Here is a 26,223-nt window from a genome sequence, read left to right as displayed (position 1 = left end):
GCGTGGGTCGCCGTGGGTGGTGGTGTCCGGTGGGAATGGGAGTGGTGCGTCTGCCGCCGAGGCGGACGCGATGGCTGATTACCTGGAATCGCAGGGGATTTCGGCGGAGGTGATCGTTCGCGAAGGGCAGTCTCGGAATACCGAGGAGAATCTGCGGTTCACGGCGCGGGAACTGCGGGGGCGGGGGATCGATCCCGAGGCGGCGCGAATCACGGTGGTTACCAGTGACTTTCATGTGCTGCGGACGGCCGGGCTGGCGCGGCGGCAGGGTCTGCGGGTGCAGGTGACCGGGGCGCGGACGGCACGGCTGCTGGTGCGCAAGTCGTTCCTGCGGGAATTCGTGGCGGTATTGGTGACGCCGATCGGGCCGGTTCGGCGGGCGATGCGATAGCGGCGGACCAGGTTCAGGTGCCGCGGAGATCGAGGCGGCGCATGACGCGGTCCACGACATCGGGCGGGATGCCGGGTTCGCGCCGCGCCGCGAGGGCTTCGGCGCGCCCGGCTTCCAGGACGTCGTTGGTGATGCCGCGCATCTTCGTGGTGAAGGCCAGTGTCCGATCGGTGTTCATGCGGGCATTGCTGTCGGCCGCCTCCGGATCCGCCTGGGCCAGACGGCGTTCGAAGTTGGTGCGCAGCCGGTCGTAGACCTCGTCGGGCAATTGCTCGGTCTCCGAGATCTCCTTGAGCCGGTCGAGTTCGGCCCGCAGCACACGCGTCCACAGCTGGCGTTCCATGGCGCGTTCGAGGCCGGTGTCGGCGTGCACGCCCGTCGCACGCACCACCGCGGGCAGGGTCGGACCCTGCAGGAGCAGCGTGAACAGCACGACCGCGAAGGCGGTGAACAGGATCTCGGTGCGTCCGGGGAAGGGTTCCCCGTTGTCGGTGGTGAACGGAATGGCCAGCGCCAGCGCCACGGTCGCCACCCCGCGCATGCCCGCCCACCAGGTCACGATCGTCTCGCGCCAGGTGTAGGGCTCGTCCTTGTCCCGGGTGCGCCACCAGCCCTGGAACACCGCGGTGGTGCCGAGCAGCCAGATCAGCCGCAGCCCCACCACCACGGCGATGACCACCACCGCCCCGCCGATGAACCGGGGCCAGTCGGGCCCGGCGTCGCGCAGCACCGTGCTCAATTCCAGCCCGATCAGCCCGAATGCGAAACCGGTGACCAGCATTTCGGTGATCTCCCAGAACGAGTCGCCGATCAGCCGGTAGTCGCTGTCACTGAAATCCGTTGCGGCATCGATGAGATACAGCGAGCACACCAGCACCGCCAGCACCGCCGACCCGCCCCGCGACTCCGAGATGCCGTACGCCGCGAACGGCAGCAGCAGGCCCAGCGCCACCCGGCAGGGCGCATCGTCGACCCACACCATGAGCTTGTTGCCGGCCCAGCCGAGCACCAGCCCGACGAGCACGCCGACCAGCGCCGAGATCAGGAAATCCCCGAATGCGCTCCAGGCCGAGAACTTTCCGGTGGTCACCGCCGTGATCGCGGCGGTGTACAACACGATCGCGGTGACGTCGTTGAACAGTCCCTCGCCCTCGAGCACCGCGACCAGACGCCGCGGCAGGCCCAGTTTTCCCGCCAGCGCCGACACCGCCACCGGATCCGGCGGCGCGACCAGCGCCCCCAGCGCGATCGCCGCGCTGATCGGAATGGCCGGGTACCAGAGGTGGAAGGCCCAGGCCACGGCCGCGGTGGTGACGATGACCAGCACCACGGCCCGCATGGTGATGGCGCCCCAGTTCTCGGCGAAGCTGCGCCAGGAGGTGCGGCGCGCGGCCGCGTACAGCAGCGGCGGCAGCACCAGCGGCAGGATGAGTTTGGGGTCGATGTGGATCTCGGGTACCTGCGGGATGAGCGCGAGCACCACGCCGAACGCGGTCATGAGCACGGCCGGAGCCTGGCCGAGCCGCCGTCCCAGCGGTTGCGCCAGGATGGTCGCGAACAGAACCGCGAAGATCAACTCCAGTTGGTGGTGCGCCACGGCAGTCAGTTTGCTGCCGATATGCCCGAAAGTCGATCAACCGGTCCGTATTCTCAGCGAACCGGCACGGCAATTCTCAGCTCCCGCGGCCGGGTTCGCCGGTCAGGAGAAGCGACGCGTGCGCGGTCGTGGTGTCGTGTCCCGGTCGCGGGCCGCCGGAGCCGCTCCGACCGGCTGGTACTGGCCGGGCCACGGGTAGTCGGGCGCGGCCGCGTGGCGACCCGGCACCGGATAGTCGGAGGCGGGCGGGTAGAGACCGGCCGTCCGATAGTCCGTCGGGCCGGAGTGGTCCTGGCCGGATCCGAAGGCGTCCACGTGCGCCGCGGTGAATCCCGAACCGGCCGCCATCGATGTCGCTCCGGCGGCCACCGACGCCGCTCCCGCGGCCACCGACGTTGCACCGGGCGTCGCCGACGCGGACCGCAGCGACCAGGCCGCGCGCGAGTCCGGCTGCGGCCGAACGGGTTCGGGCATCATCGAGCGTTCGTCCACCTCGGTGAGCCCGACGTGGATCAGCAGCACCAGCGTCACCATGCTGACGCTGATCATGAGCGGAGCCAGCAATTCCATGGCGCCCGCGCCGCCCGGGCGCACCGCATTCTCCATGCGGTGGGCGCTCATCGACGCCATGCCGGTGTAGTGCATGCCGCACACCGCCACACCCATGATCAGCGCCGCGCCGATGGTGGCCCAGATGCCCCTGATGACCAGCGTGAACCACAGCGCCACGGTGGCCGCGACCACCGCGATGATCAGCGACACCGTCACGATGCCGGGGTTGTAATCGATCATGGCGTCGGACTTCATGGCGTACATGCCCGAGTAGTGCATGGCGCCCACGCCCAGCCCCGTGACCGCGCCGCCCGCGAACAGCGACAGCCGTCCGAACGGTTCACGCGCCACCACGTACAGCCCGAGCCACACCACCACGATGGAGATCACCGCGCTGAGCAGCGTGAGCGGCACGTTGTAGCGGATCACCGCCCCGTGGATGCTGAACCCCAGCATGGCGATGAAGTGCATGACCCAGATGCCGGTGCCGCCGATGGCGATGGCGGCCGAGACCAGCCAGCCATTGCGTCCGTCGCCGGTCTTGGCTCGCGCGGTACAGCGCAGACCGAGCAGGGAGCCGGTGACGGACATGATGTAGGCCAGCACCGGGGTGACCCACCCATAGCTGAAGTGGTGAATTTCCAGCACTCGAACTCCATTGCCAGAACAGGGGTTTCGCTATCGCCAACGGCGACGGGGGCACACTACCGGGCAAGATTCGGATTGGGAAATTGAAAGGGAATGTTTCATGTAAATTACTTCCGGCTGGGAGATTTCGGATCCGGCAGCAACCCTCCGGTAGACAGAATGTTCTGTGCCCGTGGGGATTTCGAGACTCGCGCCCCGGCCGCCAAGACGTTGCGAAATCAGAGCCGGAGCGCACCAATGGTGTCGGCGGTCACTCGGCGCCCAAGTCCGCGAACATCTTTCGCTTCATGGCCGGAATCGCGTTGGCGGTGCGGAAGACGAGCTTGCCCGCGCCCCGGGCGAATCGGCTGTCGGACACCGACTGATTGGCCGCGGTCAGCGAGGTGCGCACGGCCGCGAAGCCGTAGTCGATCATGTCCGCCTCGTAGGCGTGCAGCCCCTCGATCAAGCCGTGTTCGCGGCGGTCCGCGGCGACCAGCGCGCGGTACAGACCGAGCGCGTCACGCAGCGCGGTATTCGCGCCGATGCCCGCGAACGGGGTCATGCTGTGCAGCGCGTCGCCGAGCAGCGTGACATTGGTGGTCTCCCAGGCCGGGATCGGCACCGAGGTCTTGATCGGCAGCAGGGTGGCGGTCTCCGGATCGGAATCGATGACCAGCGTGCGCAGTTCGGGCGCCCAGCCCGCGGTCATGCGGACCGCCAGCGCGTGCAGCTCCGCGGCCGACAGCGCTTCGAGGTCGGCGCCGTAGCGTTCCCGCTTGGCGGCGAAGGCCCAGAACACATACGGCTGGGTGTTGTCATGCAGCAGGCCCGGGGGCAGTCCGGCCTGGTTGCCCGCGATGTGCTCGGCGCCCTCGGGGATATCGAATTCGTGCGGGGCCAGGAACATTCCGCAGCCGCTGGGCGGGATCACGCTGAGCGGATTGCGCAACAGTCTGGCGTCCAGGCGGGCCCGGGATTCCGGCGTCAGCCCGTATTTCCCCGCGATGGTGACGATTCCGGTGTCCACCCGCTCGGCGTGCGGCAGGTACTGCGCCCGCACCCTCGAGGTTCCGCCGTCCGCGCCGACGAGGACGTCACCGGTTTCGGAGGTGCCGTCGGCGAAGTGGGCCCGCACCCGGCCGTCCGGCAGCCGCTCATAGCGATCGAACATGCTGCCGTAGTGCACGATTCCGTCCAGGTCGGCCAACAGCAGCTGCCGCAGGGTGATGCGGCTGATGCCGTAATGCCCGCTCGCGGCGTCCGCGCCCGGATCGATCCGCAGCAGTTCGCGCAGCTGCTCGGTGACGAAGCCGAACCCGTTGCCGCCCCGACCCGCACACGCCACGAAGGTCGAATACAGCTCCGGCGAGAGCAGTTCGGCCAGCGCGTCGCTGCCGTGCGGATTGATATGGATGCGGAAACCCTGCAGCCGGTCGGTGCGCTGGGTCTCGCGTTCGTGGACGCTGACGCTCACCCCCGCGCGGCGCAGGCCGTTGGCGAGCGCGAGTCCGCCGATGCCGCCGCCGGCGATGATGACGTGCAGGGGAGTGTTGGTGGCCATGGCATTTCCTCTCATGTGCTCGGCCTCTCGTGTGCTCAGATCCGGCTCCAGCCGAACCTGCCCGGGCGCTTGCGATTCGCCCGCTGCTGCTGGTGTGCTCCCGCCGCGGCCCAGGCCTCGATCATGCGATCGAGCAACCGGGTCAGGGTCTCGACGTCCTCGGCGGACCAGTCGGCGATCACCGCGCCGAACACCTGATCGCCGATCTCCAGGAACTGCGCCAGCTCCGCCCGCCCGGCCTCGGTGGCCTCGACGAGTACGGCCCGCCGGTCCGCCGGGTCGGGGGAGGTGGCGACCAGTCCCGCATCGATCAGGGCCTGCACGTGCCGCGTGATGGAAGAGGGCAGCGCGTCGAGGCATTCGGCGATCTCCCCGGCGCGCAGCGGGCCGGATTCGGCCGCGCACTGCAGCACGCCCACCCGAACGGGGTCGTAGGCGCGAGAAGTGCCCTGCCGCATGGCTTCCGCGAATCGCGAGGTGGCTCGGGCGAGCTTCGACACCTGGTCCTTATTTGCTTCCATGAATCAACTATAAAATTTGATTGCGTGAAACAAAAGAGTCTGGCGGAAAATGGACATATAGGTGGCGGGATCGGGGGATAGAGTCCTCGCTGAGGGCTGTGCTCGGCCAGGAAGTCCAGGGGGACAGGTGAATACGAGACTGACGACGTTTTCCAACGACGGCTTGACCTTCGATGTGATCGACGAGGGTCCGCTCGACGGGACCCCGATCGTGCTGCTGCACGGCTGGCCGCAAACGGCCGCGCAATGGTCCCGGCTCGCCCCTCACCTGCACGAACACGGCTATCGGACGATCGCTCCCACGCAGCGCGGGTACTCGCGGGGTGCGCGGCCGCGCGGGCGCTACGCCTATCGCATGAGTGCGCTGGTGGGCGACACGGTCGCGCTGATCAATGCGCTGGGAGGTGAGCCCGTGCACCTCGTCGGCCATGATTGGGGTTCCGCCGTGGCTTGGTCGACTGCCACCGCCCACCCCGAACTGGTGCGCACCCTGACCTCGGTGTCTGTCCCGCATCCGATGGCGTTCATGCGCACGATGCTGACCACGACCCAGTTCTTCCGGACCTTCTACATGGTCCTGTTCCAAATCCCTTGGCTGCCTGAGCTGGTGATCTCGCGAGCGCTTCGCGCCGCGCGCCGCCCCGACCGCCGGGCTCGCGCCCTCGCGCTCTCCGGCATGGACGCCGAGCAATTCGACCGGATCCTGCGCGACATCCTCGACGCGGGCGCGCTGAAGTATTCGATCAACTGGTACCGGGCCATGCTGATCACCGATCCCCGGGCGGCGTCCCGAAAGGTCAGTGCCCCAACGACTCACGTCTCCAGCACCCGCGACCCGTTCATGGTCGCCGAGAACGCCAGGCTCGCGGCCCGCTACGTGACGGGCCCCTTCACCCACGAAGTCCTCGACGCCACCCACTGGGTTCCCGAGGAGCGTCCCGCCGAACTGGCGGCCCTCATCCTGTCGCGGACCGCCGCGTCGACTCGCTAGCCCGCCGCTCCCGCTTGCCGCGCGCGACCTCGGTGCCCAGCGCGTCGAGCGGATTCGCGAAGTGCCGCAACGGATCCGCGAGCGCGGCCAGCCACCTGGTCGCCATCTCGACCCCCGCCGGATCCAGGCTGTAGAACCGCCGCGTCCCCTCGGCGCGCACGACCACCAGCCCGGCCTCCCGCAGCACCTTCAGATGCTGCGAGACGCCGGGTTGGGAGATCGGGTGCCGATCCCGGACCGTCTCGACGATCGTGCCCGCGGGCTGCTCGCCCGCGGCCATGAGTTCGAGGATGAAGCGGCGGATCGGATCGCCGAGCGCCTCGAAGATCCTTGGGGGAGAAGGGTTCATCAGTGTTCGGGGCTGTCCTCGGGTTCGATCGTGTAGAAACCGAACGTAGCCTCCACCGCCGCCTGCGCGGCATCGGGGTCGTCCCCATCGGCGATGGCCGCGGCACCCCACGACTCAGCGGCGGCGCGAATGAACGCGCGCCCCTCCGGGGTCTTGTGCAGGGTCTGCCCCGCTTCGGGATCCACCGCCTCGCCGGTGGACACGTGCGCATCCAAACCCAGGAACGCCAGATCCCAGCCGACGCCCACCGCGCCGGGCCCGAACTGCCCCCAGAAGCCGGGATCGAACGGCATCTCATGCCGCAATTCCATCTCGGTGCCCTTGTCCGTAGGGCTCAAGCTGACCTCCACCCAGGAGACCTGCCCCGCGAACTCCCAGGTGATGGCAAACGTCTTCGGCGCATCACACCGCTCGATCGACCCGCCGGCCTGCCCCTCGAGCTGATACTTCCCGCCCTCCTCCAGCGTCCCGCTGATCGGCAGGAACCACCGCGGAATCCGTTCCGCACTGGTCAACGCCTCCCACAGATCCGCCTGATCGGTCGGATACGTACGCCGCGCGACGGCAATCCGCGTCGCCACGCCATCCCGCGTACTCGTCCGCACTTCGCGGGTAACCATCCCCGCCTGTCGCACAGGATCCGGCAACAACGTCATGACAACCTCCTTTGATAAGTTTCTACTTATATTACCGCGCGTGCCCGACGGAGGTGGAGGGGGTCTATTTCGGCCGCGTGCGGGCCGCTTCGATACGGGTGGCGAGCTCCAGCAGATCCGCCGCGGGACCGTCCGGCGGGGTCCGGCGATGCCAGATGGCGCGGAACTTTCGGGTCAGCGGCATCGAGCCGGTGAGGGCGACCTCTCGAAGAGTGCCCGCGCGCAGCTCATGGGCCACGATCAGGCGGCTGACGACCGCGGGTGCCGCGCCGCTGCGTGCGGTGGTGAGAATGGCTGCGGCCGAACCCAATTCGGCTGCGGGTGGAGCAGGGGTGCCGTGAATTTCGAGCGTCTCCCACACGGTGTCGCGGGTCCCGGATCCCTTCTCCCGCCACAGCAATGGGGTGTCGGCGAGCTCGCGCGGCGTCAGGGCGCGGCGTCGGGTTGCCCATGGATGGGTGGGGGCGACGACCACGACCAGCTCATCGGCGGCGAGCACCCGACTGCCCAATCCCGGTGGGGGATGGGGTCCTTCGGCAAACCCGAGCCCCGCATTCCGATCGCTGACTGCCGCGATCACCTGCCGCGAGTTCGCTACGTCAAGCGTGACCGCCAGGTCCGGATGAATCTTGCGCAGCGCCGTCAACCAATGCGGAATCCGATGATCGGCAATGGTTGTCGAGGCCACGATGCTGAGGCTCGGCCGTGCCGCATGATGCAGCGCCGCGATCCCCTCGCTCAACGCGATCGCCGCCGCCAGCAGCGGCTCCCCGAGCTCCACCACCCGCTGCCCCGCATCGGTCAGCACCGACCCGCTGCGCCCCCGATCCACCAGCCGCAGATTCAACCGCCGCTCCAGCGCACCGATCCGCATGCTCGCCGCGGGCTGGCTGATCCCGTGCCGCCGCGCGGCCGCCCCGAAACTCCCCAGCTCGGCCACCGAAGCGAGCAGAGCCAGTGCCTCCAAATCCGGCGTCCCCGGTGGCAGCATCATAAGCCCACCTTATGACGTCCTCGGCAACATCTCACTACCTGCTCCCCAGCCCGGGCACCAGGATCAAGAACACCCGCACACAGCGGGTAAAGCTCAAAAGAGGGGACCGCACCGTGACTTTCGTGATCGGCGCCGCCTGCGTAGACGTCCTGGACAAAGCCTGCATCGAAGAATGCCCCATGGACTGCATCTACATCGGCAATCGCATGGCCTACATCCACCCCGACCAATGCACCGACTGCGGCGCCTGTGAACCCGCCTGCCCAGTGGAAGCCATCCACTACGAAGACGACCTCCCTTCCGGCCAAGAACAATTCGCCCGCGAAAACGCCCGCTTCTTCGCCGGCCCCCTGGGCGTCGACACCCCCTACATCCGCGACTACCAGCCCTGACCCACCCACCGGTATCTCGTATGTGCGAGACTCCTCGAGTGAGTTCTGCTGTGCTGCAAAGCAATCGGGATCGGATAGAGCGCGGCGGCCCCGCCTTCGAAGAACTTCCCCTGTACTCGAGGAGATCATGATGGCTCAGGCGAGGCGGGCCACCGCGGCCGACAGCGTTCTGGACCCTGGATTTTTCGACTCCGATGCCCAACAGTCCGAGGCCTGGCTGGCCTGGAGTGACCGCACCGCGGTCGATGCCCGCATCGAGACATTGTTCACCGAGACGCTGCCCCGGCTGGAAGCAGAGCGGAACAATGGGAACCCTTCATTGCCCGATGGCCGGTTCAGCGCCGCCGCGTTCGACCGGGTTGTTTTCCTGATCGAAAGCGCTGTCCTCGACGAGGACGGCATTTACACACCCGAAAACGACTATCTCGCAGATCAATTCATCACCTACATCGGCGAGTGGCTGGTGCGCCGCGTCGAGGGCGTCTGGTTCAACTCGCCGGAGAACGGCACCACGATCTTCGACGGATATGGCCCCGCGATCGGCTACCGCTGGTCCGCGGAGTCGGAAAACGACCTACTGGCATTGCTTTTCACGATGGCCGTCCACAGCGACGACAGCCCCTACGCGTATTTCGTAGACCTGATGTACGGACGCGCACTGACATTCGCGGACGAGCAGGACCGCCCAGAGCTGAAAGCGGAACTCCTCTCCTGAAATACAAGAGTGGGCCGCGAAACAACAGTTTCGCGGCCTACAGCCAGCGCTGGATCGCGTCGGCCGCACCGGTGGGGCCGTCGGGGAGACCGATGCGCGCCCCTGGCGCGAGCTCGTGCACGAGGTTGAGGACCTGCTCGAACAACAGCAGCGCCTGGGGTCGGGTGCGCAGCCCCGCACCGATCAGCACCGCGTCCCATCGATTCGCCGTCAACCGTTCACGGACGACCCGCAAGTCGGTATCAGGCGTGATGTGGCACCGCTCGACGGCGTAGCCGAGCGCCCGGATCCGTTCGTCCTCGGCGGCGATCCCGGCAAGCACCACCTCGGCGGTGAGGTGAGCCGCAACCATCTCGGGCGTCGAGAAGTCGACACTATTGGGATCGAACCCGACAACCAGAACCTGCTGAGCGCTTGGCACAAACCTGAGGGTAACGCCTGCGCCGAGGGTCGCGGGCAATAACCAAATCCTCTATAGCACAGCTGTTTCGTGGACACTGCGCCACCGCAGCCCATTGCGGGCCGCGGCGTCCGCCACCAGCAGTCCGGTGGTCAGACGCGCCGCCGGGCCGTCGGGGCGGTGATGGATCTCCCGAAATCGTGCCACCGCGCAATCGTCCGCCCGATGCAGCACGTCGATGTCGACGATGTCGATCGTGAGGCCCGGCATCGAATGACCGGCCCCGTTCAATCCGGCCAGTAGCTGGTCCCGCGCGACGACTGCCCCCTGCATGACCACCATCGAAAACTCGCGATGCAACTGATCGCCGAATCGCGCCAAGGCATCGCGTGCGTCCGGTGTCCCCAACCACAGCGCCAGGTCGTCGTGCAATGTCCGAATCTCCGCGACAAGGCTGTCCTGATCGATCATCACGCCCACCTCCGCTTCCACAGTTGTTGAACCGCAACGACTCCGATCCATCGGATCCCGAATACCAGAATGGGCCGCCTAGCAAAAAGCTGAGCGGCCCATTCTTGGTTGGAACTAATCCAGGTAGTCGCGCAAGACCTGGCTGCGGCTGGGGTGGCGCAGCTTGGACATGGTCTTGGATTCGATCTGGCGGATGCGTTCGCGGGTGACGCCGTAGACCTGGCCGATTTCGTCCAGGGTGCGGGGCTGGCCGTCGGTCAGGCCGAAGCGCAAGCGGACGACACCGGCTTCACGCTCGGACAGGGTTTCCAGCACCGACTGGAGCTGGTCCTGCAGCAAGGTGAACGACACCGCGTCGACGGCGACGACAGCTTCGGAGTCTTCGATGAAGTCGCCGAGTTGGGAGTCGCCCTCGTCACCGATGGTCTGGTCCAGGGAGATGGGCTCACGCGCGTACTGCTGGATCTCCAGCACCTTTTCGGGCGTGATGTCCATTTCCTTGGCGAGCTCTTCCGGAGTGGGCTCGCGGCCCAGGTCCTGGAGGAGTTCGCGCTGAATGCGGCCGAGCTTGTTGATGACCTCGACCATGTGCACCGGAATGCGGATGGTGCGGGCCTGGTCGGCCATGGCGCGGGTGATGGCCTGGCGGATCCACCACGTCGCGTAGGTCGAGAACTTGTAACCCTTGGTGTAGTCGAACTTCTCGACCGCGCGGATCAGACCGAGGTTGCCTTCCTGGATGAGGTCCAGGAACGCCATGCCGCGGCCGGTGTAGCGCTTGGCCAGGGACACCACCAGTCGCAGGTTGGCTTCCAGCAGGTGGTTCTTGGCGCGATTGCCGTCGCGCATGATCCACTGCAGGTCGCGGCGCGACTGCACGGGCAGCTTCTCGCCCTTGTCGGCGAACTCGCGCAGCTTCTCCGTGGCGTAGAGGCCGGCCTCGATGCGCTTGGCGAGCTCGACCTCCTCCTCGGCGTTGAGCAGCGCGACCTTGCCGATCTGCTTCAGGTACGCGCGGACCGAGTCGGCCGAGGCGGTGAGCTCGGCGTCCTTGCGGGCCTGGCGCAGCGCTTCGGATTCCTCTTCGTCCCAGACGAAGTCGCCGGAGGCCTTGTCCTTCTCCGAGGGCTCGTCGGCCTCGTCGGCCTCCTCGCCCTTGGCGTCGGCGGCCGCGGGGGCGGCGTCGGCTTCCTCGTCATCGTCGACCTCGTCGACGATCTCCTCCTCGTCGCCGAGGTCGTCCTCGTCGACTTCGAGGTCATCCAGGTCGTCGAGCTCCAGCGACTCGTCGTCGAGGACCTCGTCGCCCTCGGCGCCTTCCATGCCGGGCTCGGCGGCCTTCTTCGGCGAGGCCTTCTTCGCCGCCGCCTTCTTGGCGGTGGCCTTGGTGGCCTTCTTCGCGGCGGTCTTCTTGGCCGCGACCTTCTTTGCCGCGGCCTTCTTGGCCGGGGCCTTCTTGGCGGCAGCCTTCTTGACCGGCGATGCTGCAGTGGTGTCTGCTGAGTCGGCGGCTTCGGCCGATTCGGCGGTCTCTCGGGTATTCGTGGCTACCACGTACGCCCTTTCGTGACGGTCTCGTGCGGCGTCACGCCAGAGTGGTGATCCGGCGGAGCGGTTCTGTCGGGGGGTAAACCGGCTCTCGTGCCGGTGTCGGTTTCCGGCTCACCGCCGGGCATGTGTTCCATTGTAACGATCGAACCAGCTTACTTATGGCGCGATACCGGCCGACACCGCCATGGCCGCTCCGACGATGCCCGCCGTATTGCGCAGCGCGGCCGGCACCACGGGGGTTCTGTTGGTGAGCAAGGGAATCCATTCCTGGTAGTCGCGGCTGATGCCGCCACCGGCCACGAACACGTTCGGCCAGAACAGGTTTTCCAAGGTGATGAGCACCTTGGAGACCTCCTTGGCCCACTCCGGATAGGTCATGCCGACCCGATCCTTGACCGAGGCCGCGGCCCGGTGCTCGGCCTCGCGGCCGTCGACCTCCATGTGCCCGAGCTCGCTGTTGGGCATGAGCACACCGTTGTACATGATCGCCGATCCGATCCCGGTGCCGAAGGTGAGCAGCATTACCAATCCGCTGAGATCCTTTGCCGCGCCGTACCGGTCCTCGGCCATGCCGGCGGCGTCGGCGTCGTTGAGGACGGTCACCTCGCGCCCGCCCAGCGCCACCGAGAACAGATGCCGCGCGTCGATGCCGACCCAGGTCTTGTCGATATTGGCGGCGGTGCGGATCTGACCGTGCAGCACCACGCTGGGCATGGTGATGCCGACCGGACCGTCCCAGCCGGACTGCGCGACCAGCTTGGCCACGGCCTCGGCGACGGCGTTGGGGGTGGAGGGATGCGGTGTCTCGATCTTGATGCGGTCGTAGCACAGTTCACCGGTCGCGAGATCGACCTCGGCGCCCTTCACACCGCTGCCACCGATATCGATGCCGAACGCGTGCCCGGGATCGGACATGAACCCACTCCTCAGTTCTCCAAGTGATTTGCCGGAAAGTCGCAGCTCTCCGGCCGATGAGCTGTGTCGTGCACGACAAGCCTAATGCGCGGGATGCCGGATCTGTGCTGCGATGGAGGTCGTGCCGGAATCGAATTTCACATCCACCGCCCCCGCCGCAACGACGAACACCGACACTTCAGACATACCCGAACTGCGCCGCGTCGCCGTGTATCTCGCCGAGACCGCCGCCGCGCATGTCCGCGCCCGCCGCCCCGAGGTGTTCGGCCCGGGTGCGCGCGCCGAGGACGCCGTGCAGTCCAAGAGCACCCCGACCGACCCGGTCACCATCGTCGACACCGAGACCGAACAGCTGGTCCGCAAGCTGGTCGCCGAACTGCGCCCCGGCGACCGCGTGGTGGGGGAGGAGGACGGCGGCAGCCTGGCCGACGATCCGGACCTCGTGCACTGGATCGTCGATCCCATCGACGGCACCGTGAACTTCCTCTACGGCATCCCGTCCTATTCGGTGTCGGTGGCCGCGGTGCGCGGCGGGCAATCCGTCGCGGGCGCGGTCGCGGATGTGGCGCACGCGGTCACCTACAGCGCCGGGCTCGGCCTGGGCGCGCACCGCGCCGCCTCCAGCCCCGACGGCACCTCGCCGGGTGGCGAGCCGATTGCCTTGCGCGCCAACGCGGTCGACACCGCGGCCATGGCGCTGGTGGCGACCGGCTTCGCCTACGCGACGCCGCGCCGCACCCGCCAGGGCGAGCTGGTGGCGCAGGTGCTGCCGTACATCCGCGACATCCGGCGCTTCGGTTCGGCCGCGCTGGATCTGTGCGCGGTCGCCGAGGGCCGCACCGACGCCTATTACGAGCACGGCCTGAACCAGTGGGACTGGGCCGCGGGCGCGCTCATCGCGGCCGAGGCGGGCGCCCGCCTGATTCTGCCGCCCGCGCCCGACTCGCCGGGCGCCGCAGGCGATTTGGTGTGCGCCGCCGCGCCTGGCATCGCTGACGAACTGTTCGGTCTGTTCAAGCGCCTGGATGTCACCACCCCTATCCCGGTTCCCTGACAGGGGACTGAACAGGTCCGGGCGAACAGCATCCGCCGGACGAACCACGCAAAGAGAATCGCCGCGATCGAGCGATCGCGGCGATCCCTTTGTCTCGATTCATATATCTCTTTGTGCCGGTGCGAGTTTCGCGACGGCCGACCGAGTCAGAGCCACCCGGCCCCGAAAGAGATTCTCAACACTTGGCCTTACGCGCCGCTTCCAGCAGCTTCGGGTCGATGGCGGGCGCGGTGCCCGGCGTCGGGTTCTTCAGCGACTTCAGCACCTCTTCGGCATCCGTATCCGGACGGATATCGCGGAACAGGGTGCCCAGCACCAGATCCACCGTCTCGTCCTGGCGCTGATCCTCGATCAGCTCCGCGCACGGCGCGACCAGCTGCACGGACGCCGCGGCCGGTCGCCCCTTCACGCCGAAGCGAATCTGCCCGGTGCACTCCAGGTCCCCGTTCACATAGACCGGGTCGTTGCCGATCTGCACGTCCGGCGCGCTGGCGAACCCGAGGTCGCCCAGCTCGGAAGCCACGTGCGCGGCCTGGCCGCGCTGGTTGTTGGCATTGAAGACGCGCACCTTCGACTGGGCGAGGGCGGCGGGCTCCACATCCCGTAACCGCGAGTTCGACACCCGCTCCCCGAGCGGGGCGGGCTTGGCCGCGGACGTGCTCGAGGCGGGGCTGGGCGAGTTGCAGGCCATCGCGCCCTGGTCACCCTCGGTCGTCGTCAGCGCCTTGAACCACACGCCGACGCAGAGCAGAGCGATGACTCCCACCAGGGCCGCCCACGGTTCCCAGCGTCGCCGAATGAACGGCCGGCCGTTGGGATCGGTCGAGTTACCTTGGGTGATCAGTGAAACCACGCCCACACTCTACGAAAACGGAGAGGTCGGCGCGTGCACGGCCACCGGCAAGTCGGGCGGTGAGTCGGCACCGGGAGGTCGTGGGCGACGCCGCGGAACAGATCCCGGCCAGGTCTCGGAGCCTGCGAGGAAGATCTCGGCGAGTTCCCTCGTCGGTGACGATTGCCCCTCAGTTTCAACTCGCAAGGGTTTTGATTGCGACTTTTGACCCGGGGTCCGCTATTGTCTGGCGGCCCAGATCGTACAACCCAGGTGAAACTGGGGGTCGGTTTCGGGAACAACAAGGGCATGTCCTGCGTTGACCGAGCGCGATCCGCTGCGGATGAAGGACTATCCGGCTCGGATCTGTGACCGGTGTACGCGTGACGTACACCACGGGCGGGCGGCATTCCCTCCCGATCCGACCTCGCGAGGGGCCGGTCAGGTGGGTGCCGTTCCGGGATATACGGAGTAAGGACGAGGGGAAACGACATGGCAACCGACTATGACGCACCGCGGCGCAGTGAATCCGATGAGGTTTCGGAGGACTCGCTGGAGGAGCTGAAGGCTCGCCGCAACGAAGCCGCGTCCGCCGTCGTGGATATCGACGAATCCGATACCGCGGAATCGTTCGAGCTTCCTGGCGCGGACCTTTCCGAGGAGGTGCTCTCGGTCCGGGTCATCCCGAAGCAGGCCGACGAGTTCACCTGTTCGAGCTGCTTCCTGGTGCACCACCGCAGCCGACTGGCCAGCGAAGCCGGCGGTCAGCTGATCTGCATGGATTGCGCTGCGTAAAGCACTGTCCGCGTAGCGGATCCCGACAAAGAGGATTCCGTCAGCCCGCGCTCGGTCCGCCGAGCGCGGTCAGGAACCGGTTATCTGCTCGGGCCTGTCTCAGCCCGATCAGGCTTGCTCGGCCGCGTTCTTCAGGCCGAGCGCGGCAATGATTTTCTCCGGATGGCGCGTGCTGACCAGCCAGTACGGCGTCGGATCATCCGGATCATCGAGCACGAGTAGAACCATCGGCCCCACCCAGGCCCGATGCTGAACGAAGGCGGCGGGGTCGAGCTGGCGGCCCAGCGCCGCACTCTTGGCACTGGCCGGCACCGGGGCGGCCCGCTTGACGAAGGTCGCGGGCAGGTGGGCGCGATCGGTGCGCAGTTCCGGCACGCCGTCGGCGTCGACGGTCACCTCCACGCGATGGCGGGAGAACCACACCAGCACCCACGCCGCGAAGGGGAACAGCAGCACGTAGGGCAGCCAGGCCCGCACTCCCGGTGCGCCCATGTGGATTTCGGCTGCCAGCAGCCCGGTCACGACGAGGGCAGCGGGCACCCACCACAGCGGCACCCAGAGGCGCTCTGCGTAAAGGGGGCGGGTCTGCTGCTTGGGTTCCATGGTCACCTGAGGGGGCTGGTCGGACACGACATCAGACTAGGTCAATGGCGACGGGGGTGAACGCGTAGGCTCGGCCTACGTGACCGGTATTCCACCTATTCCCCTGCTGCGGCTCGATCCCGGCATCCCCGTACCCAAGCGTGCCCACGAGGGCGACGCGGGCGTGGACCTGTGCACCACCGAGGACGTCATCATCGAACCGGGGGAGCGGGTGCTCGTCGGCACCGGCATCGCGGTGGCGCTCCCGATCGGCACGGTCGGGCTGATCCATCCCCGTTCGGGGCTGGCGGCCAAGGCGGGTCTCTCGGTCGTCAATACCCCCGGCACGGTCGATGCGGGCTACCGCGGTGAGATCAAGGTGTGCCTGATCAATCACGATCCGCGGGCGGCCATCGAGCTCCGGCGGGGTGACCGGATCGCCCAGCTGCTGGTGCAGAAGGTCGAACTGGTGGACTTCGTGGAGGTCGACACGCTCGACGAGACCGCGCGCGGCGCAGGAGGATACGGGTCCAGTGGTGGGCATGCCAGCCTGTCCGCTGGGTCCGGTGGGTCGGGTCAGGCGACCGGCAAGGAGGCATGACGATGGTGTTCGGACGGAAGAAAAAGGGCGGCGACAGAGCTGACGCGCCGCAGTACGACGACGAGTACACCGAGTACGACGAGTACGAGGACGAGTACGACGACGCCGTGTCTGACGAGTACGTCGAGGAGGAGTTCGACGAGGAGCCCGCGCGCGGCCCGCAGACCGGCCCCTTCGACTACGAGGACGTCGCGAAGCGGCTGGAGGCGATCGCCGAGCAGCGGCTGGATCTGGGCTCGGTGATCGTGCCGGTGCCGCCGGGCGGGCAGCTGCAGGTCGAGATGACCCCCGACGGCACGCCGCAGGCGGTGCACCTGGCCACCCAGCACGGGCGGATCACGGTGGCGGCCTACGCCGCTCCCAAGACCTCGGGCCAATGGCGTTCGGTCGCGGCCGATCTCGCCGACACCCTGCGCAAGGACGGCGCGACCGTCTCGGTCGTGCAGGGCCCGTGGGGTCGTGAGCTGCACGCCGTCACCCAGGGCGCGGATCTGCGCTTCATCGGCGTGGACGGCTACCGCTGGATGGTCCGGCTGGTCGCGGCCGGTCCGACCGGCGCGGCCGACGACAACTCGCCGCTGGTGTCCGCCGCCCGCGCGGTGCTCAGCGAGACCGTCGTGCGCCGCGGCGACGAACCGCTCCCGGTCCGCGAACCCCTCCCGGTGGTCCTACCCCAGGAGCTGGCCGACCAGCTAGCCGCCGCCCACCAGCAGCAGCTCGCCGCCCAGCAGCAGGCCATGCAGGCCCAGATGGCCGCAATGCAGGGCGGCCCGGCCTTCCAGCCCGAGCAGCCCCCGACCGAACCGCGTCGCGGCGCGGAGGGTTCGGCCATGCAGCAGCTCGGCCTGAACTGACCGGTCCGGCCGCCGGCCGGATCCGGCTGTAGAACAAGACAAATGGGGCACCGCCACTGTGGCGGTGCCCCATTTCGCTCTCAGCGCAATGATTCTCGGCGGAACTCGGGTCAGGCGGTGGGGACTCGGCGGGGGAGCAGGGCGGTGATGCCTCGGGTGCCGAGGATCGAGGGGTCCGCGCCCAGTTGGTCGAGGGTGATGCGGTGCAGCGTCGCGCGCGGGATGAGGTCGGTCCAGCGTTCGGCGACGGCGATCGGGTGTACGGGATCGTCGACGGCCCCGATGATTTCGACCGGGGCGGTGACCCGGGCCAGGAGTTCGGGTTCGGGCCAGGCGTAGGCGGCGGCCTCCTCCAGGGCGGAGGGGAGATCCGGCCATTGAGCGGTCCAGGAATGGGTGAGCGTCTCGGCCAGCCAGGCGGGGCTGGAGGCCTGCATGCGGGACAGCACCTCGTCGATGCCGTCGGCGCGAAGCTGCGCGGCGGTGGCGGCGGCGCTCGCGGCGGCGGGGCAGCCGGTGGTATCCGCACCCGTCCAGGCAGGCAGCGCGGCGACCACGCCGTAGACCGAATCCGGGTGCTGGGCGGCCCATTCCACCGCCACGGCCGCGCCGAGCGAGATGCCCGCGATCAGCACCGGCCCCGAGCGGGCTGCCGCATCCAGCGCGGCTCGGTAGCTCTCGATCACCCGCCGCGGATCCGGCTCGACCGCCAGAAACGGCAGATCCAATGCGGCGCAGGCGGATCCGAAGGCGCGGCGGGCGAAAAGGGCATCGGAGCCGGTTCCGGGCAGGGCAACAGCCATCGCCGGACCCGGCGCGGCCTTGGCCGAGGTCGGCGGGGCCACCGCCGGACCGGGCACGGCGACCGCCGGACGTGGAAGTTCGGGCACCGGCCGAGAGTAGCCGGGCCACACGGTCCCGACCCGGACCGGCACCGGCCTCCGGGACGGGCACCGGCGTCGGACCCTGCGCTGAGCAGGGGTGAATTCGGGCACGGGCGCGTTTCCGAGTATCGGAGGGGCACGGGTTCGGGCGCCGGAGCGGTGCCGGGTCAAGCGCCGGAGTCGATCTCATATCCCTGAGCGGGGCGGGGTTTGGCGGGTGGCTCGGAACGGGTATGGCTGGTGACGGGCACGCGTGGCGGGTGCAGGACAGTGCATCTACAGTGGCCCTTGTACGGCCATCGGCGGTCGGGTGGCAAACCACCGGGTCGCCGTGGGAAAAGATCGAACGACGTGTGACCCACGCCGTGGAGCTCTACAAGAAAGCGTGCGAGATGCCATCCGAGGGTGGGAAGGACACCCCGTCAGGCTATTTCCGGCGGCTCAGCCGTCGCCTGACCGAGGACCTTGATCGTTTGGATGCCGAGGAGCTCGCCGAGACGTCGGAGGCGTCGGGTGCGTGCCGGGCATCGGAGTGTCGACGGGGTGAAGAGGTCACCATGGTCGGCAGACTGCGCAGCGTCGAGGCCTGTCCCAAGTCCGCGGGCGCCGAGGTGGAGGCCGAGTTCTTCGACGGCACCGATTCGGTGGCGCTGGTCTTCATCGGCAGGCGTCGCATTCCGGGAATCGAGCCGGGACGTCGTATCCTGGTCCGCGGCCGCGTCGGTCAACGCGACGGCGGCAAGGTGATCTTCAACCCCTACTACGAACTCCGCGGGAATACCTGACACTTATGCCGAATCCCACCAGCAGCAGCGACGAGAGCCCTACCCCGACCGAGGCTTTCGCCGCGCGGCCCGCGTTCGATCCGCCCACGGTCCAGCTCCCCGCCGCCCGCGGCGCCGACGAGCCGCCGTTGCGCCTGGAGAACGCGATGCTGGATGAGGACATGCAGGCCCTGGTCGGCGCCGAGCTGGCCGCAATGGAGCGCGAGGCCACCCGGTCCGCCGGCCATGACGCCGGGTCCGACCAGGACACCGAGTCCGGGGACGACGAGCCGGAGCAGACGCTGCTCGAGCAGATGGGCGGCATCAGCGGCCTGATCTACTCCTCGCTGCCGGTGCTGGTGTTCGTCCCGGTGAATTCGCTGGCCAACCTGACCGCCGCGATCTGGGCGTCGCTGGGTGTGGCCGCGCTGATCCTGGTGTGGCGCTTGGTGCGTCGCGATCCGATCCAGCCCGCCATCTCCGGCTTCCTGGGGGTGGGCGTGTGCGCGTTCATCGCCTACCGGATGGGTGAGGCCAAGGGCTTCTTCCTGTTCGGCATCTACGCCAGCCTGATCTACGGCGGCGCGTTCCTGATGTCGCTGGTGGTGCGCTGGCCGCTGGCGGGCGTCATCTGGGGCGCGCTCAACGGGCACGGCACCGGCTGGCGCTCCGACAAGCGCGCCATGCGCCTCTACGACATCGCGACCGCGGTGTGGGCGGTGGTGTTCGTGGCCCGCTACCTGGTGCAGAACCACCTCTACGACTCCAACAGCACCGGTCTGCTGGCGGCGGCCCGCATCGGCATGGGCTGGCCGTTGACCGCGGTGGCGGCGCTGGTGACCTTCTGGGCGGTCCGCAAGGCCGGGCATCTGCCGAGCCAGAAAACCGCCGAACCGGCGGCGTAAGACCGTTCGGTCTGCGGTCGGTCGCTTGGTTTCGGGCACTTATCGCGCTAAAAGCCCAGGGCGCAACACCTTCGGGGCCATTGGGGGCCAAGAGGGGGTGACCAACCCACCCCTGGGGTACCTATTTCCGGACCCCCGCTGCGAGCACGATCTTTCTCAGAAGCTACGGAGAAAGGATCGCGGAGTTGGTTACCGACAGCAAGGCAGTGGCAGCGCAGGATCGGGGCGAGGGGCCCGTGACGGCGGTGCAGACAGTCGCCTCGCGCCGGCACCCGGCGGGGCGGGGGAGCAAGAGCACGAGCACGGTGGCGACGTCGGAGTCCCGGCGCGCCGCAGCGGAATTGGAGAAGCTGATCGGCCCGGCCGCGGCCGGTGACCGGGAGGCGGTCTCCGAGATTCTCAAGATCGTCTACCCGCTGGTGCGGCGCTACTGCGCGGCACGCATGAGCGGGGCGGGCCACCTGCACGTGACCGCCGACGATGTGGCGCAGGAGATCTGCCTGGCGACGGTGCAGGCGATTCCGCGCTACCGGGATCAGGGCAAGTCGTTCCTGGCCTTCGTCTACGGCATCTCGGCCAACAAGGTCGCCGACGCCTTCCGGCGGGCGCAGATGCACCCGGCCTACCCGGTGGCGGAGTTCCCGGATTCCCCGGTGAACGAGGCGGGCCCGGAGGAGCGGGCGCTGGCGATGGAGACCCGGATGGCCACCCGCGATCTCATGCAGGTGCTGTCCACCACCCACCGCGAGGTGCTGGTGATGCGGATCGTGCTGGGCTGGACCGCGGCGCAGACCGCCGAGGCCATCGGCACCAGCCCGGGCGTGGTGCGGGTCATGCAGCACCGCGCGCTGAACAAGCTGCGGGCCGAATTGCGGGCGGCCTCCTGATAATTCGGGGACAGCTCAACGATGAGTGAGACGGAATGTGGGCCGGGCACTGGGGAGTGCGCCCGGCCCACAGTCGTTTTCACGATCCGCCAGCGGTTTCAGTTCAGCGGCGGATATCCGATCAGGCGGTTTCGGCGTGCTCGGTCCGGCTGCCGAAGCCGTTGACGCCGAGCGCCTTTCGCAGATCGTCCTCGGCCTCGACGGAGGCCACGAACAGCAGTTCGTCCTCGCCTTCGAGCGGGTCGTCGGCCTGCGGGACGATGACGCGGCCGCCGCGCAGAATGGTCACCAGGGCGGCGTCGCGGGGCAGGGTGAGGGTGCGAACGGCCTTGCCCGCCAAGGGGGTATCGGTGGGCAGGGTGATCTCGACCAGGTTGGCCTGACCTTGGCGCAGCGTCATCAGGCGGACCAGATCGCCGACGGACACGGCCTCCTCGACGAGCGAGGCGAGCAGGCGCGGCGTCGAGACGGCCACATCCACGCCCCAGGACGAGTCGAACAGCCACTCGTTGCGGGGATCGTTGACCCGGGCCACGACGCGCCCGACGCCGAATTCGGTCTTGGCGAGCAGGCTGAACACCAGGTTCACCTTGTCGTCACCGGTGGCGGCGATGACCACGTCGTAGGTCTCGAGCCCGGCCTCCTCGAGCGTCTCCAGCTCGCAGGCGTCGGCGTGGGTCCACACCGCGGTGGGCGCGACGGTCGGGTCGATGTGGTCGAGGCGGCGTTCCAGCAGCATGACCTGATGGCCGCCGCGCAGTAGTTCCTGGGCGATGGAGCGGCCGACCGCTCCCGCTCCGGCGATGGCTACCTTCATCTCAGACCTCGCTCGCGGGGGGATTGCCGGCCAGGGCGACGGCCTCGCCGACCGTGCCGGAGGTGGCGGCGATGTAGACCTGGTCGTCGGCCTGCAGCATGGATTTGCCGTTGGGCAGCACGCCCTGCCCGAATCGGATGATGAACGACACGCGCGCGCCGATGGCCTCTTCCAGGGCCTGCACCGAATGCCCGTACCACTCCTCGTGCAGCGCGAGTTCGGTGACCGCGACGGTGCCGGTGGGGTCGCGCCAGGTGGTGGTGGATTGATCGGAGACCAGGGTGCGCAGGAATCGGTCGGTGGTCCACGGCACGGTGGCGATGGTCGGGATGCCCAGGCGTTCGTACACGGCGGCGCGTTTGGCGTCGTAGATGCGCGCGACCACGCGCTCGATGCCGAAGGTCTCGCGGGCCACGCGGGCGGAGATGATGTTGGAGTTGTCGCCGGAGGACACCGCGGCGAAGGCGCCGGCGCGCTCGATTCCGGCGCGGGTCAACACATCTCGATCGAAGCCGACGCCGGTGATGCACAGGCCCGGGAAGTCGCGGCCCAGCCGCAGGAAGGCGCTGGAGTTCTGATCGATCACCGCGACCTCGTGTCCGATGCGGACAAGGGCGCGGGCGAGCGAGGAGCCGACCCGCCCACAGCCCATGATCACCACGTACACCGTACGAACCCCATTCCCGAAAACCTTATGTGCGGTCTGGTTGCCCTGTTCGGGTGGCAACCGTACCGCTCGAGTTTCACCGCAGGCATTTTCCCCCTCCGGAAGTAGTTCAAACCGAAGCGGAAAAACCTCACAGTCCTCGGTCGCCACCCTACGACTGTGGGGGTCGCGCGTCGCGCCGCGAACACGAGCACTCCCGCACTGCCTTATGCTGCCTGGAGTGTCGAAGTTGACGACGGCCGCCAAGCGCATGCTGGTCGGCCGCCCATTCCGCAGCGATTCTCTCGGGCATACGCTGCTGCCCAAGCGGATCGCGCTCCCCGTTTTCGCCTCCGATGCCTTGTCATCGGTGGCTTACGCGCCGGAGGAAATCTTCCTGGTGCTCTCGGTGGCGGGTTTGTCCGCTTACACATATGCGCCATGGATCGGCCTCGCGGTCGCGCTGGTGATGGCGGTGGTGGTCGCCAGCTACCGGCAGAACGTGCACGCCTATCCCTCCGGCGGCGGCGACTACGAGGTCGCGACCAAGAACCTCGGGCCCACCGCGGGATTGACCGTCGGCTCGGCGCTGCTGGTCGACTATGTGCTGACGGTGGCGGTGTCGATCTCCTCGGCGGCGTCGAACATCGGCTCGGCCGTGCCGTTCGTCGCAACTCACAAGGTGTTGTTCGCGGTCTCGGCGATTGTGATTCTCACCGCCATCAATCTGCGCGGCGTGCGCGAATCCGGTACCGCCTTCGCGATTCCCACCTACGCGTTCATGATCGGCATGTTCATCATGCTGATCTGGGGGTTCACCAGGATCGGGATCATGGGGGAGCAGGTGCACGCCGAGTCCTACGGGTTCGGGCTCAAGGCCGAGGAGTCCCATCTGGCCGGACTGGCGTTCGTGTTCCTGATCGCGCGGGCGTTCTCCTCCGGCTGTGCGGCGCTGACCGGTGTCGAGGCCATCAGCAACGGTGTGCCCGCGTTCCGCAAACCCAAGTCCCGCAATGCCGCGACCACGCTGCTGCTGCTCGGCTGCATCGCGGTGTCGCTGTTCATCGGCATGATCGTGCTCGCCCAGAAGGTCGGCATCGTCTACGCGCACAACACCGCGGATCTGACCGGCACGCCCGACGGGTACGAGCAGAAGACGATGGTGGCGCAGCTGGCGGGCGCGGTGTTCTCCGGCTTCCCGGCGGGCTTCTACTTCATCACCATCGTCACCGCGCTGATCCTGGTGCTGGCGGCCAATACCGCCTTCAACGGCTTCCCGGTGCTGGGTTCGATTCTGGCGCAGGACCGTTTCCTGCCGCGTCAGCTGCACACCCGCGGTGACCGGCTGGCGTTCAGCAACGGCATCCTGTTCCTGGCGGGTGCGGCGATCGCGTTCGTGGTGTTGTTCGGCGCGGAGGTGACGCGCCTGATCCAGCTCTACATCGTGGGCGTGTTCGTCTCGTTCGTGCTCAGCCAGACCGGCATGCTGCGGCACTGGACGCGACTGCTGCGCACCGAGACCGATCCGGCGCAGCGGGCGCGCATGAAGCGGTCGCGGGTGATCAACGCCATCGGCCTGACCATGACCGCGACCGTGCTGTGCATCGTGCTGGTCACCAAGTTCCTGGCGGGCGCGTGGATCGCCATCGTCACCATGGCGGCCATCTTCGGGTTGATGAAACTCATTCGCCGCCACTACGACACGGTGTCGCGGGAGCTCGACGAGAGCGAATGGGACGGCGTGCTGCCCAGCCGCACGCATTCCATCGTGCTGGTGTCCAAGCTGCACCTGCCGACCAAGCGGGCGCTGTCCTACGCCCGCGCGACCCGCCCCGACACGCTCGAGGCGATCACGGTGAACGTGGACGAGCCCGATACCCGCGCGCTGGTGCGGCAGTGGGAGGCGAGCGATATCGCGGTGCCGCTCAAGGTGATCGAATCGCCGTATCGCGAGATCACCAAGCCCGTGGTCGATTACGTGAAGCGAGTGCGCAAGGACGCACCGCGCGACGTGGTCACCGTGTTCATTCCCGAATATGTAGTCGGCCACTGGTGGGAGCAGCTGCTGCACAACCAGAGCGCCCTGCGCCTGAAGGGCCGCCTGCTGTTCGAGCCCGGCGTCATGGTCACCAGCGTCCCCTGGCAGCTGTCCTCCTCGGCGGCCAAGGCCAGCCCCGGCCGCGTGGTCAACGCCCCCGGTTACGTCCGCCGCGGCTTCGGGGACGAGGGATGAGCGGACCCGACTGGTACGGCGCCATTTTCGAGGTCCGCCTCGGCCCACCCGGCCACGGCGGCTTCTGCGTCGCCCGCCACGAGGGCCGAGTCCTCTTCGTTCGCCACGGCCTCCCCGGCGAACTCGTCCGCGCCCAGGTCACCGAGGACCGCGGCGGCTCCTTCTGCCGAGCCGACGCCCTCGAAATCCTCGAGCCTTCCCCCGACCGCATCCCCGCCACCTGCCCGGTCTCCGGCCCCGGCGGCGCGGGCTGCTGCGACTTCACCTTCGCCACCCCCGCAGCCCAACGCGAATTGAAGCGCCAGGTCGTCGCGGACCAGCTCCGCCGCCTTGCCAACTGGGAACCCGACTTCACCGTCGAGCCGATCCCCGTCCCCCTCGGCCTGCCGAGCGGCGTCGTGGCACAACAGGACTCGCGCCCCGGCTCGATCCTCCGCCCCGACGGCCCGGTCCGGCTCGGAGGTGTGGCAACCGGCCTCGCCTCGACGCTGCTCGGCGCGCCCACCGGACGGTCCGCGGCGCAGCGCGCCAAGCCGACCTCGGAGCCTGCGCGGGAGGCGCAGTCCGCTGGGGCCACGGCTGATGCCACCCCCGCAGCGCCGGGCCGAATCGGCGGTGTGGCGACGCATTTGGCGAGCGCATTGATCGCTCGCCCGGGTGAAGAGAGTCACGTCGCGCTGGGCGGCCAGGTGTCGCCGGTGCCGTATACCGACGGGTGGCGGAGTCGGGTGCGGCTGGTGGTGGATGCGGATGGGCGGGCCGGGGTGCATCGGTATCGGAGTACCGAGGTGCTGGCGGATCTGCGGTGCCCGCAGCCGATGGCGGGGGCGATGGATGGGATCGCCGAGCAGAAATGGACGCCGGCGGCGGATCTCGTTGTGGCCGTGGACGGTGACGGGATGCGGCATATCGTCGAGGTGGCGCCCACCGAGGGAGAGCGCGGCCGGGGCGACCGGCATGGCGGTGGCGCGGGGCGGCGCGGTGGGGATCGGCGTAGTACCGCGGCGCGGCGGGCGGCGGCGCATGGAGCTCGCGAGGAGCGGGTGGTCGAGGGGACCGGGCGGGCCGTGCAGTATGTGGCGGATCGGCGGTGGGAGTTGTCGGCTACCGGGTTCTGGCAGCCGCATTATGGTGCGGCGCAGGCTTATTCGGATGTGGTGGGGGAGTGGGCGGATGCCGCGCCCGGATCGCTGGTGTGGGATTTGTACTGCGGGGTCGGCGTGTTCGCGGCGCGGCTGGCGGATCGGGTGGGCGAGCGGGGCGCGGTGCACGGCGTCGAGTTCGCGCGCAGCGCCGTCACCGAAGGCCGTGCGGCACTGCGGGATATGCCGTGGGTGGATCTGACCGCCGAGCGAGTCGAGCGCTGGATCCACGACCAGCCCGCCACCGCACCGGATGTCGTCGTCCTCGACCCGCCGCGCGCCGGCGCGGGCAAGGACGTCATCAACGCGATGAGCGACCGCTCCCCGCGCCGCATCATCCACATCGGCTGCGACCCCGCCGCTTTCGCGCGCGACGTCGGCCTCTACCGTGCCGCCGGCTACCAGCCCGTGGCCCTGCGCGTCTTCGACGCCTTCCCCGGTACCCACCACGTGGAATGCATCGCGGTGCTGGAGCGCTGACGCAAGGCTGTTTCAGAATCTTGGCCAGTGGCGTCTCCGCGCCAGCGGAAGGGTTGGGGGA

27 protein-coding genes and 2 pseudogenes are annotated in these 26,223 nt (G+C 68.3%); 13 read left to right on the top strand and 16 right to left on the bottom strand.

The window, feature by feature from the left end; genetic code table 11:
- Window positions 1-391: YdcF family protein (locus ACAM49_RS26520; protein ID WP_369638271.1), on the top strand; the 391-nt coding region annotated here is incomplete at its 5' end.
- A gap of 13 nt (window positions 392-404) precedes the next feature.
- On the opposite strand, the gene ACAM49_RS26515 is transcribed toward ACAM49_RS26520, so the two are convergent.
- The 4 genes from ACAM49_RS26515 to ACAM49_RS26500 form a co-directional block, all read right to left on the bottom strand.
- A complete protein-coding gene (locus ACAM49_RS26515) occupies window positions 405-1,988 on the bottom strand; it encodes a Na+/H+ antiporter (RefSeq protein WP_369638270.1) in 1,584 nt (527 codons plus the stop codon).
- A gap of 102 nt (window positions 1,989-2,090) precedes the next feature.
- On the bottom strand, window positions 2,091-3,188 hold the full coding sequence (locus tag ACAM49_RS26510) for an MHYT domain-containing protein (protein WP_369638269.1): 1,098 nt from the start codon (window positions 3,186-3,188) through the stop codon (window positions 2,091-2,093).
- A 250-nt stretch (window positions 3,189-3,438) separates the two neighbouring features.
- Window positions 3,439-4,731, bottom strand: a complete 1,293-nt coding sequence (locus tag ACAM49_RS26505) for an FAD-dependent oxidoreductase (protein WP_369638268.1) — start codon at window positions 4,729-4,731, stop codon at window positions 3,439-3,441.
- A 35-nt stretch (window positions 4,732-4,766) separates the two neighbouring features.
- Entirely contained in the window at window positions 4,767-5,252 is a 486-nt protein-coding gene (locus ACAM49_RS26500) for a MarR family winged helix-turn-helix transcriptional regulator (RefSeq protein ID WP_369638267.1), read from the bottom strand.
- Between the two features lie 127 nt (window positions 5,253-5,379).
- On the opposite strand from ACAM49_RS26500, the gene ACAM49_RS26495 reads away from it, so the two are divergent.
- Window positions 5,380-6,243, top strand: a complete 864-nt coding sequence (locus ACAM49_RS26495; protein ID WP_369638266.1) for an alpha/beta fold hydrolase — start codon at window positions 5,380-5,382, stop codon at window positions 6,241-6,243.
- Here ACAM49_RS26495 and ACAM49_RS26490 read toward each other — a convergent pair.
- The 3 genes from ACAM49_RS26490 to ACAM49_RS26480 form a co-directional block, all read right to left on the bottom strand.
- The gene (locus ACAM49_RS26490) at window positions 6,209-6,592 is read right to left on the bottom strand and encodes an ArsR/SmtB family transcription factor (RefSeq protein WP_369638265.1); all 384 of its coding nucleotides are present in this window, start codon (window positions 6,590-6,592) and stop codon (window positions 6,209-6,211) included. The two genes, ACAM49_RS26495 and ACAM49_RS26490, sit on opposite strands and share 35 nt — an antisense overlap.
- Window positions 6,592-7,248: an SRPBCC family protein gene (locus ACAM49_RS26485; protein WP_369638264.1), complete on the bottom strand. Its 657-nt coding sequence runs from the start codon at window positions 7,246-7,248 to the stop codon at window positions 6,592-6,594. Before ACAM49_RS26485 ends, ACAM49_RS26490 begins: the two co-directional genes overlap by 1 nt.
- Before the next feature lie 64 nt (window positions 7,249-7,312).
- Window positions 7,313-8,242, bottom strand: a complete 930-nt coding sequence (locus ACAM49_RS26480) for a LysR family transcriptional regulator (protein ID WP_369638263.1) — start codon at window positions 8,240-8,242, stop codon at window positions 7,313-7,315.
- Window positions 8,243-8,355: 113 nt separating this feature from the next.
- Here ACAM49_RS26480 and fdxA point away from each other — a divergent pair.
- Both fdxA and ACAM49_RS26470 read left to right on the top strand, forming a co-directional pair.
- A pseudogene (gene fdxA / locus ACAM49_RS26475) lies at window positions 8,356-8,586 on the top strand (ferredoxin); the annotation flags it as partial.
- A gap of 178 nt (window positions 8,587-8,764) precedes the next feature.
- Window positions 8,765-9,349, top strand: a complete 585-nt coding sequence (locus ACAM49_RS26470) for a hypothetical protein (protein WP_369638262.1) — start codon at window positions 8,765-8,767, stop codon at window positions 9,347-9,349.
- Window positions 9,350-9,386: 37 nt separating this feature from the next.
- On the opposite strand, the gene ACAM49_RS26465 is transcribed toward ACAM49_RS26470, so the two are convergent.
- The 4 genes and pseudogenes from ACAM49_RS26465 to ppgK all read right to left on the bottom strand — a co-directional run bounded on the left by ACAM49_RS26465 (window position 9,387) and on the right by ppgK (window position 12,686).
- Window positions 9,387-9,809 carry a hypothetical protein gene (locus tag ACAM49_RS26465; RefSeq protein ID WP_369638261.1) on the bottom strand — a complete coding sequence of 141 codons (423 nt, stop codon included), beginning with the start codon at window positions 9,807-9,809 and terminating at the stop codon, window positions 9,387-9,389.
- 12 nt (window positions 9,810-9,821) lie between these two features.
- Window positions 9,822-10,220: a DUF4440 domain-containing protein gene (locus tag ACAM49_RS26460; protein WP_369638260.1), complete on the bottom strand. Its 399-nt coding sequence runs from the start codon at window positions 10,218-10,220 to the stop codon at window positions 9,822-9,824.
- Between the two features lie 114 nt (window positions 10,221-10,334).
- Window positions 10,335-11,816, bottom strand: a pseudogene (locus tag ACAM49_RS26455) (RNA polymerase sigma factor); the annotation flags it as partial.
- Between the two features lie 111 nt (window positions 11,817-11,927).
- Window positions 11,928-12,686, bottom strand: a complete 759-nt coding sequence (ppgK, locus tag ACAM49_RS26450; protein WP_040809880.1) for a polyphosphate--glucose phosphotransferase — start codon at window positions 12,684-12,686, stop codon at window positions 11,928-11,930.
- Between the two features lie 112 nt (window positions 12,687-12,798).
- Here ppgK and ACAM49_RS26445 point away from each other — a divergent pair, with 112 nt between their 5' ends.
- Complete coding sequence (locus ACAM49_RS26445) at window positions 12,799-13,740, top strand: inositol monophosphatase (protein WP_369638259.1); 942 nt, start codon at window positions 12,799-12,801, stop codon at window positions 13,738-13,740.
- A 175-nt stretch (window positions 13,741-13,915) separates the two neighbouring features.
- Here the strand turns inward: ACAM49_RS26445 and cei are convergent, their stop codons facing one another.
- Window positions 13,916-14,593, bottom strand: coding sequence for an envelope integrity protein Cei (gene cei / locus ACAM49_RS26440; protein WP_369638258.1), 678 nt, complete (start codon window positions 14,591-14,593; stop codon window positions 13,916-13,918).
- Between the two features lie 471 nt (window positions 14,594-15,064).
- On the opposite strand from cei, the gene ACAM49_RS26435 reads away from it, so the two are divergent.
- Window positions 15,065-15,367: a DUF4193 domain-containing protein gene (locus tag ACAM49_RS26435; RefSeq protein ID WP_033087954.1), complete on the top strand. Its 303-nt coding sequence runs from the start codon at window positions 15,065-15,067 to the stop codon at window positions 15,365-15,367.
- Between the two features lie 108 nt (window positions 15,368-15,475).
- On the opposite strand, the gene ACAM49_RS26430 is transcribed toward ACAM49_RS26435, so the two are convergent.
- Window positions 15,476-15,970 (bottom strand): DUF3093 domain-containing protein, encoded by a 495-nt coding sequence (locus tag ACAM49_RS26430; protein ID WP_369638275.1) that lies wholly within the window; start codon window positions 15,968-15,970, stop codon window positions 15,476-15,478.
- A 79-nt stretch (window positions 15,971-16,049) separates the two neighbouring features.
- Here ACAM49_RS26430 and dut point away from each other — a divergent pair, with 79 nt between their 5' ends.
- Both dut and ACAM49_RS26420 read left to right on the top strand, forming a co-directional pair.
- The gene (gene dut, locus ACAM49_RS26425) at window positions 16,050-16,550 is read left to right on the top strand and encodes a dUTP diphosphatase (RefSeq protein ID WP_369638257.1); all 501 of its coding nucleotides are present in this window, start codon (window positions 16,050-16,052) and stop codon (window positions 16,548-16,550) included.
- 5 nt (window positions 16,551-16,555) lie between these two features.
- Entirely contained in the window at window positions 16,556-17,404 is an 849-nt protein-coding gene (locus tag ACAM49_RS26420) for a DUF3710 domain-containing protein (protein ID WP_369638274.1), read from the top strand.
- Window positions 17,405-17,514: 110 nt separating this feature from the next.
- On the opposite strand, the gene ACAM49_RS26415 is transcribed toward ACAM49_RS26420, so the two are convergent.
- Complete coding sequence (locus ACAM49_RS26415) at window positions 17,515-18,207, bottom strand: alpha/beta fold hydrolase (RefSeq protein ID WP_369638273.1); 693 nt, start codon at window positions 18,205-18,207, stop codon at window positions 17,515-17,517.
- Between the two features lie 473 nt (window positions 18,208-18,680).
- Between ACAM49_RS26415 and ACAM49_RS26410 the strand changes: the two genes are divergently transcribed.
- The 3 genes from ACAM49_RS26410 to ACAM49_RS26400 all read left to right on the top strand — a co-directional run bounded on the left by ACAM49_RS26410 (window position 18,681) and on the right by ACAM49_RS26400 (window position 20,844).
- Window positions 18,681-19,073 (top strand): OB-fold nucleic acid binding domain-containing protein, encoded by a 393-nt coding sequence (locus ACAM49_RS26410; protein ID WP_040809981.1) that lies wholly within the window; start codon window positions 18,681-18,683, stop codon window positions 19,071-19,073.
- Between the two features lie 293 nt (window positions 19,074-19,366).
- Window positions 19,367-19,957, top strand: a complete 591-nt coding sequence (locus ACAM49_RS26405; RefSeq protein WP_369638272.1) for a DUF3159 domain-containing protein — start codon at window positions 19,367-19,369, stop codon at window positions 19,955-19,957.
- Window positions 19,958-20,262: 305 nt separating this feature from the next.
- On the top strand, window positions 20,263-20,844 hold the full coding sequence (locus tag ACAM49_RS26400; protein ID WP_369638256.1) for a sigma-70 family RNA polymerase sigma factor: 582 nt from the start codon (window positions 20,263-20,265) through the stop codon (window positions 20,842-20,844).
- Window positions 20,845-20,965: 121 nt separating this feature from the next.
- On the opposite strand, the gene ACAM49_RS26395 is transcribed toward ACAM49_RS26400, so the two are convergent.
- Complete coding sequence (locus ACAM49_RS26395; RefSeq protein WP_369638255.1) at window positions 20,966-21,661, bottom strand: TrkA family potassium uptake protein; 696 nt, start codon at window positions 21,659-21,661, stop codon at window positions 20,966-20,968.
- A gap of 1 nt (window position 21,662) precedes the next feature.
- A complete protein-coding gene (locus ACAM49_RS26390; protein ID WP_369638254.1) occupies window positions 21,663-22,328 on the bottom strand; it encodes a TrkA family potassium uptake protein in 666 nt (221 codons plus the stop codon).
- A gap of 220 nt (window positions 22,329-22,548) precedes the next feature.
- Here ACAM49_RS26390 and ACAM49_RS26385 point away from each other — a divergent pair, with 220 nt between their 5' ends.
- Complete coding sequence (locus ACAM49_RS26385) at window positions 22,549-24,540, top strand: APC family permease (protein WP_369638253.1); 1,992 nt, start codon at window positions 22,549-22,551, stop codon at window positions 24,538-24,540.
- On the top strand, window positions 24,537-26,162 hold the full coding sequence (locus ACAM49_RS26380) for a class I SAM-dependent RNA methyltransferase (RefSeq protein ID WP_369638252.1): 1,626 nt from the start codon (window positions 24,537-24,539) through the stop codon (window positions 26,160-26,162). Before ACAM49_RS26385 ends, ACAM49_RS26380 begins: the two co-directional genes overlap by 4 nt.
- The last annotated feature ends 61 nt before the right edge of the window (window positions 26,163-26,223 follow it).

It is taken from the genome of Nocardia sp. JMUB6875, assembly GCF_041154655.1.
Lineage (GTDB): Bacteria > Actinomycetota > Actinomycetes > Mycobacteriales > Mycobacteriaceae > Nocardia.
Note: the sequence above shows the minus strand (reverse complement) of the source record. Positions and strands in the feature narration are given on the sequence as shown.

Bases quoted from the DNA above. Each gene is read 5' to 3' on its own strand.
- ACAM49_RS26505 (WP_369638268.1), bottom strand. From the start codon at position 4,731: ATGGCCACCAACACTCCCCTGCACGTCATCATCGCCGGCGGCGGCATC.
- ACAM49_RS26500 (WP_369638267.1), bottom strand. From the start codon at position 5,252: ATGGAAGCAAATAAGGACCAGGTGTCGAAGCTCGCCCGAGCCACCTCG.
- ACAM49_RS26490 (WP_369638265.1), bottom strand. From the start codon at position 6,592: ATGAACCCTTCTCCCCCAAGGATCTTCGAGGCGCTCGGCGATCCGATC.
- ACAM49_RS26485 (WP_369638264.1), bottom strand. From the start codon at position 7,248: ATGACGTTGTTGCCGGATCCTGTGCGACAGGCGGGGATGGTTACCCGC.
- ACAM49_RS26480 (WP_369638263.1), bottom strand. From the start codon at position 8,242: ATGATGCTGCCACCGGGGACGCCGGATTTGGAGGCACTGGCTCTGCTC.
- ACAM49_RS26470 (WP_369638262.1), top strand. From the start codon at position 8,765: ATGGCTCAGGCGAGGCGGGCCACCGCGGCCGACAGCGTTCTGGACCCT.
- ACAM49_RS26460 (WP_369638260.1), bottom strand. From the start codon at position 10,220: ATGATCGATCAGGACAGCCTTGTCGCGGAGATTCGGACATTGCACGAC.
- ppgK (WP_040809880.1), bottom strand. From the start codon at position 12,686: ATGTCCGATCCCGGGCACGCGTTCGGCATCGATATCGGTGGCAGCGGT.
- ACAM49_RS26445 (WP_369638259.1), top strand. From the start codon at position 12,799: ATGGAGGTCGTGCCGGAATCGAATTTCACATCCACCGCCCCCGCCGCA.
- ACAM49_RS26435 (WP_033087954.1), top strand. From the start codon at position 15,065: ATGGCAACCGACTATGACGCACCGCGGCGCAGTGAATCCGATGAGGTT.
- ACAM49_RS26430 (WP_369638275.1), bottom strand. From the start codon at position 15,970: ATGGAACCCAAGCAGCAGACCCGCCCCCTTTACGCAGAGCGCCTCTGG.
- ACAM49_RS26415 (WP_369638273.1), bottom strand. From the start codon at position 18,207: ATGGCTGTTGCCCTGCCCGGAACCGGCTCCGATGCCCTTTTCGCCCGC.
- ACAM49_RS26410 (WP_040809981.1), top strand. From the start codon at position 18,681: ATGCCATCCGAGGGTGGGAAGGACACCCCGTCAGGCTATTTCCGGCGG.
- ACAM49_RS26405 (WP_369638272.1), top strand. From the start codon at position 19,367: ATGGGCGGCATCAGCGGCCTGATCTACTCCTCGCTGCCGGTGCTGGTG.
- ACAM49_RS26395 (WP_369638255.1), bottom strand. From the start codon at position 21,661: ATGAAGGTAGCCATCGCCGGAGCGGGAGCGGTCGGCCGCTCCATCGCC.
- ACAM49_RS26380 (WP_369638252.1), top strand. From the start codon at position 24,537: ATGAGCGGACCCGACTGGTACGGCGCCATTTTCGAGGTCCGCCTCGGC.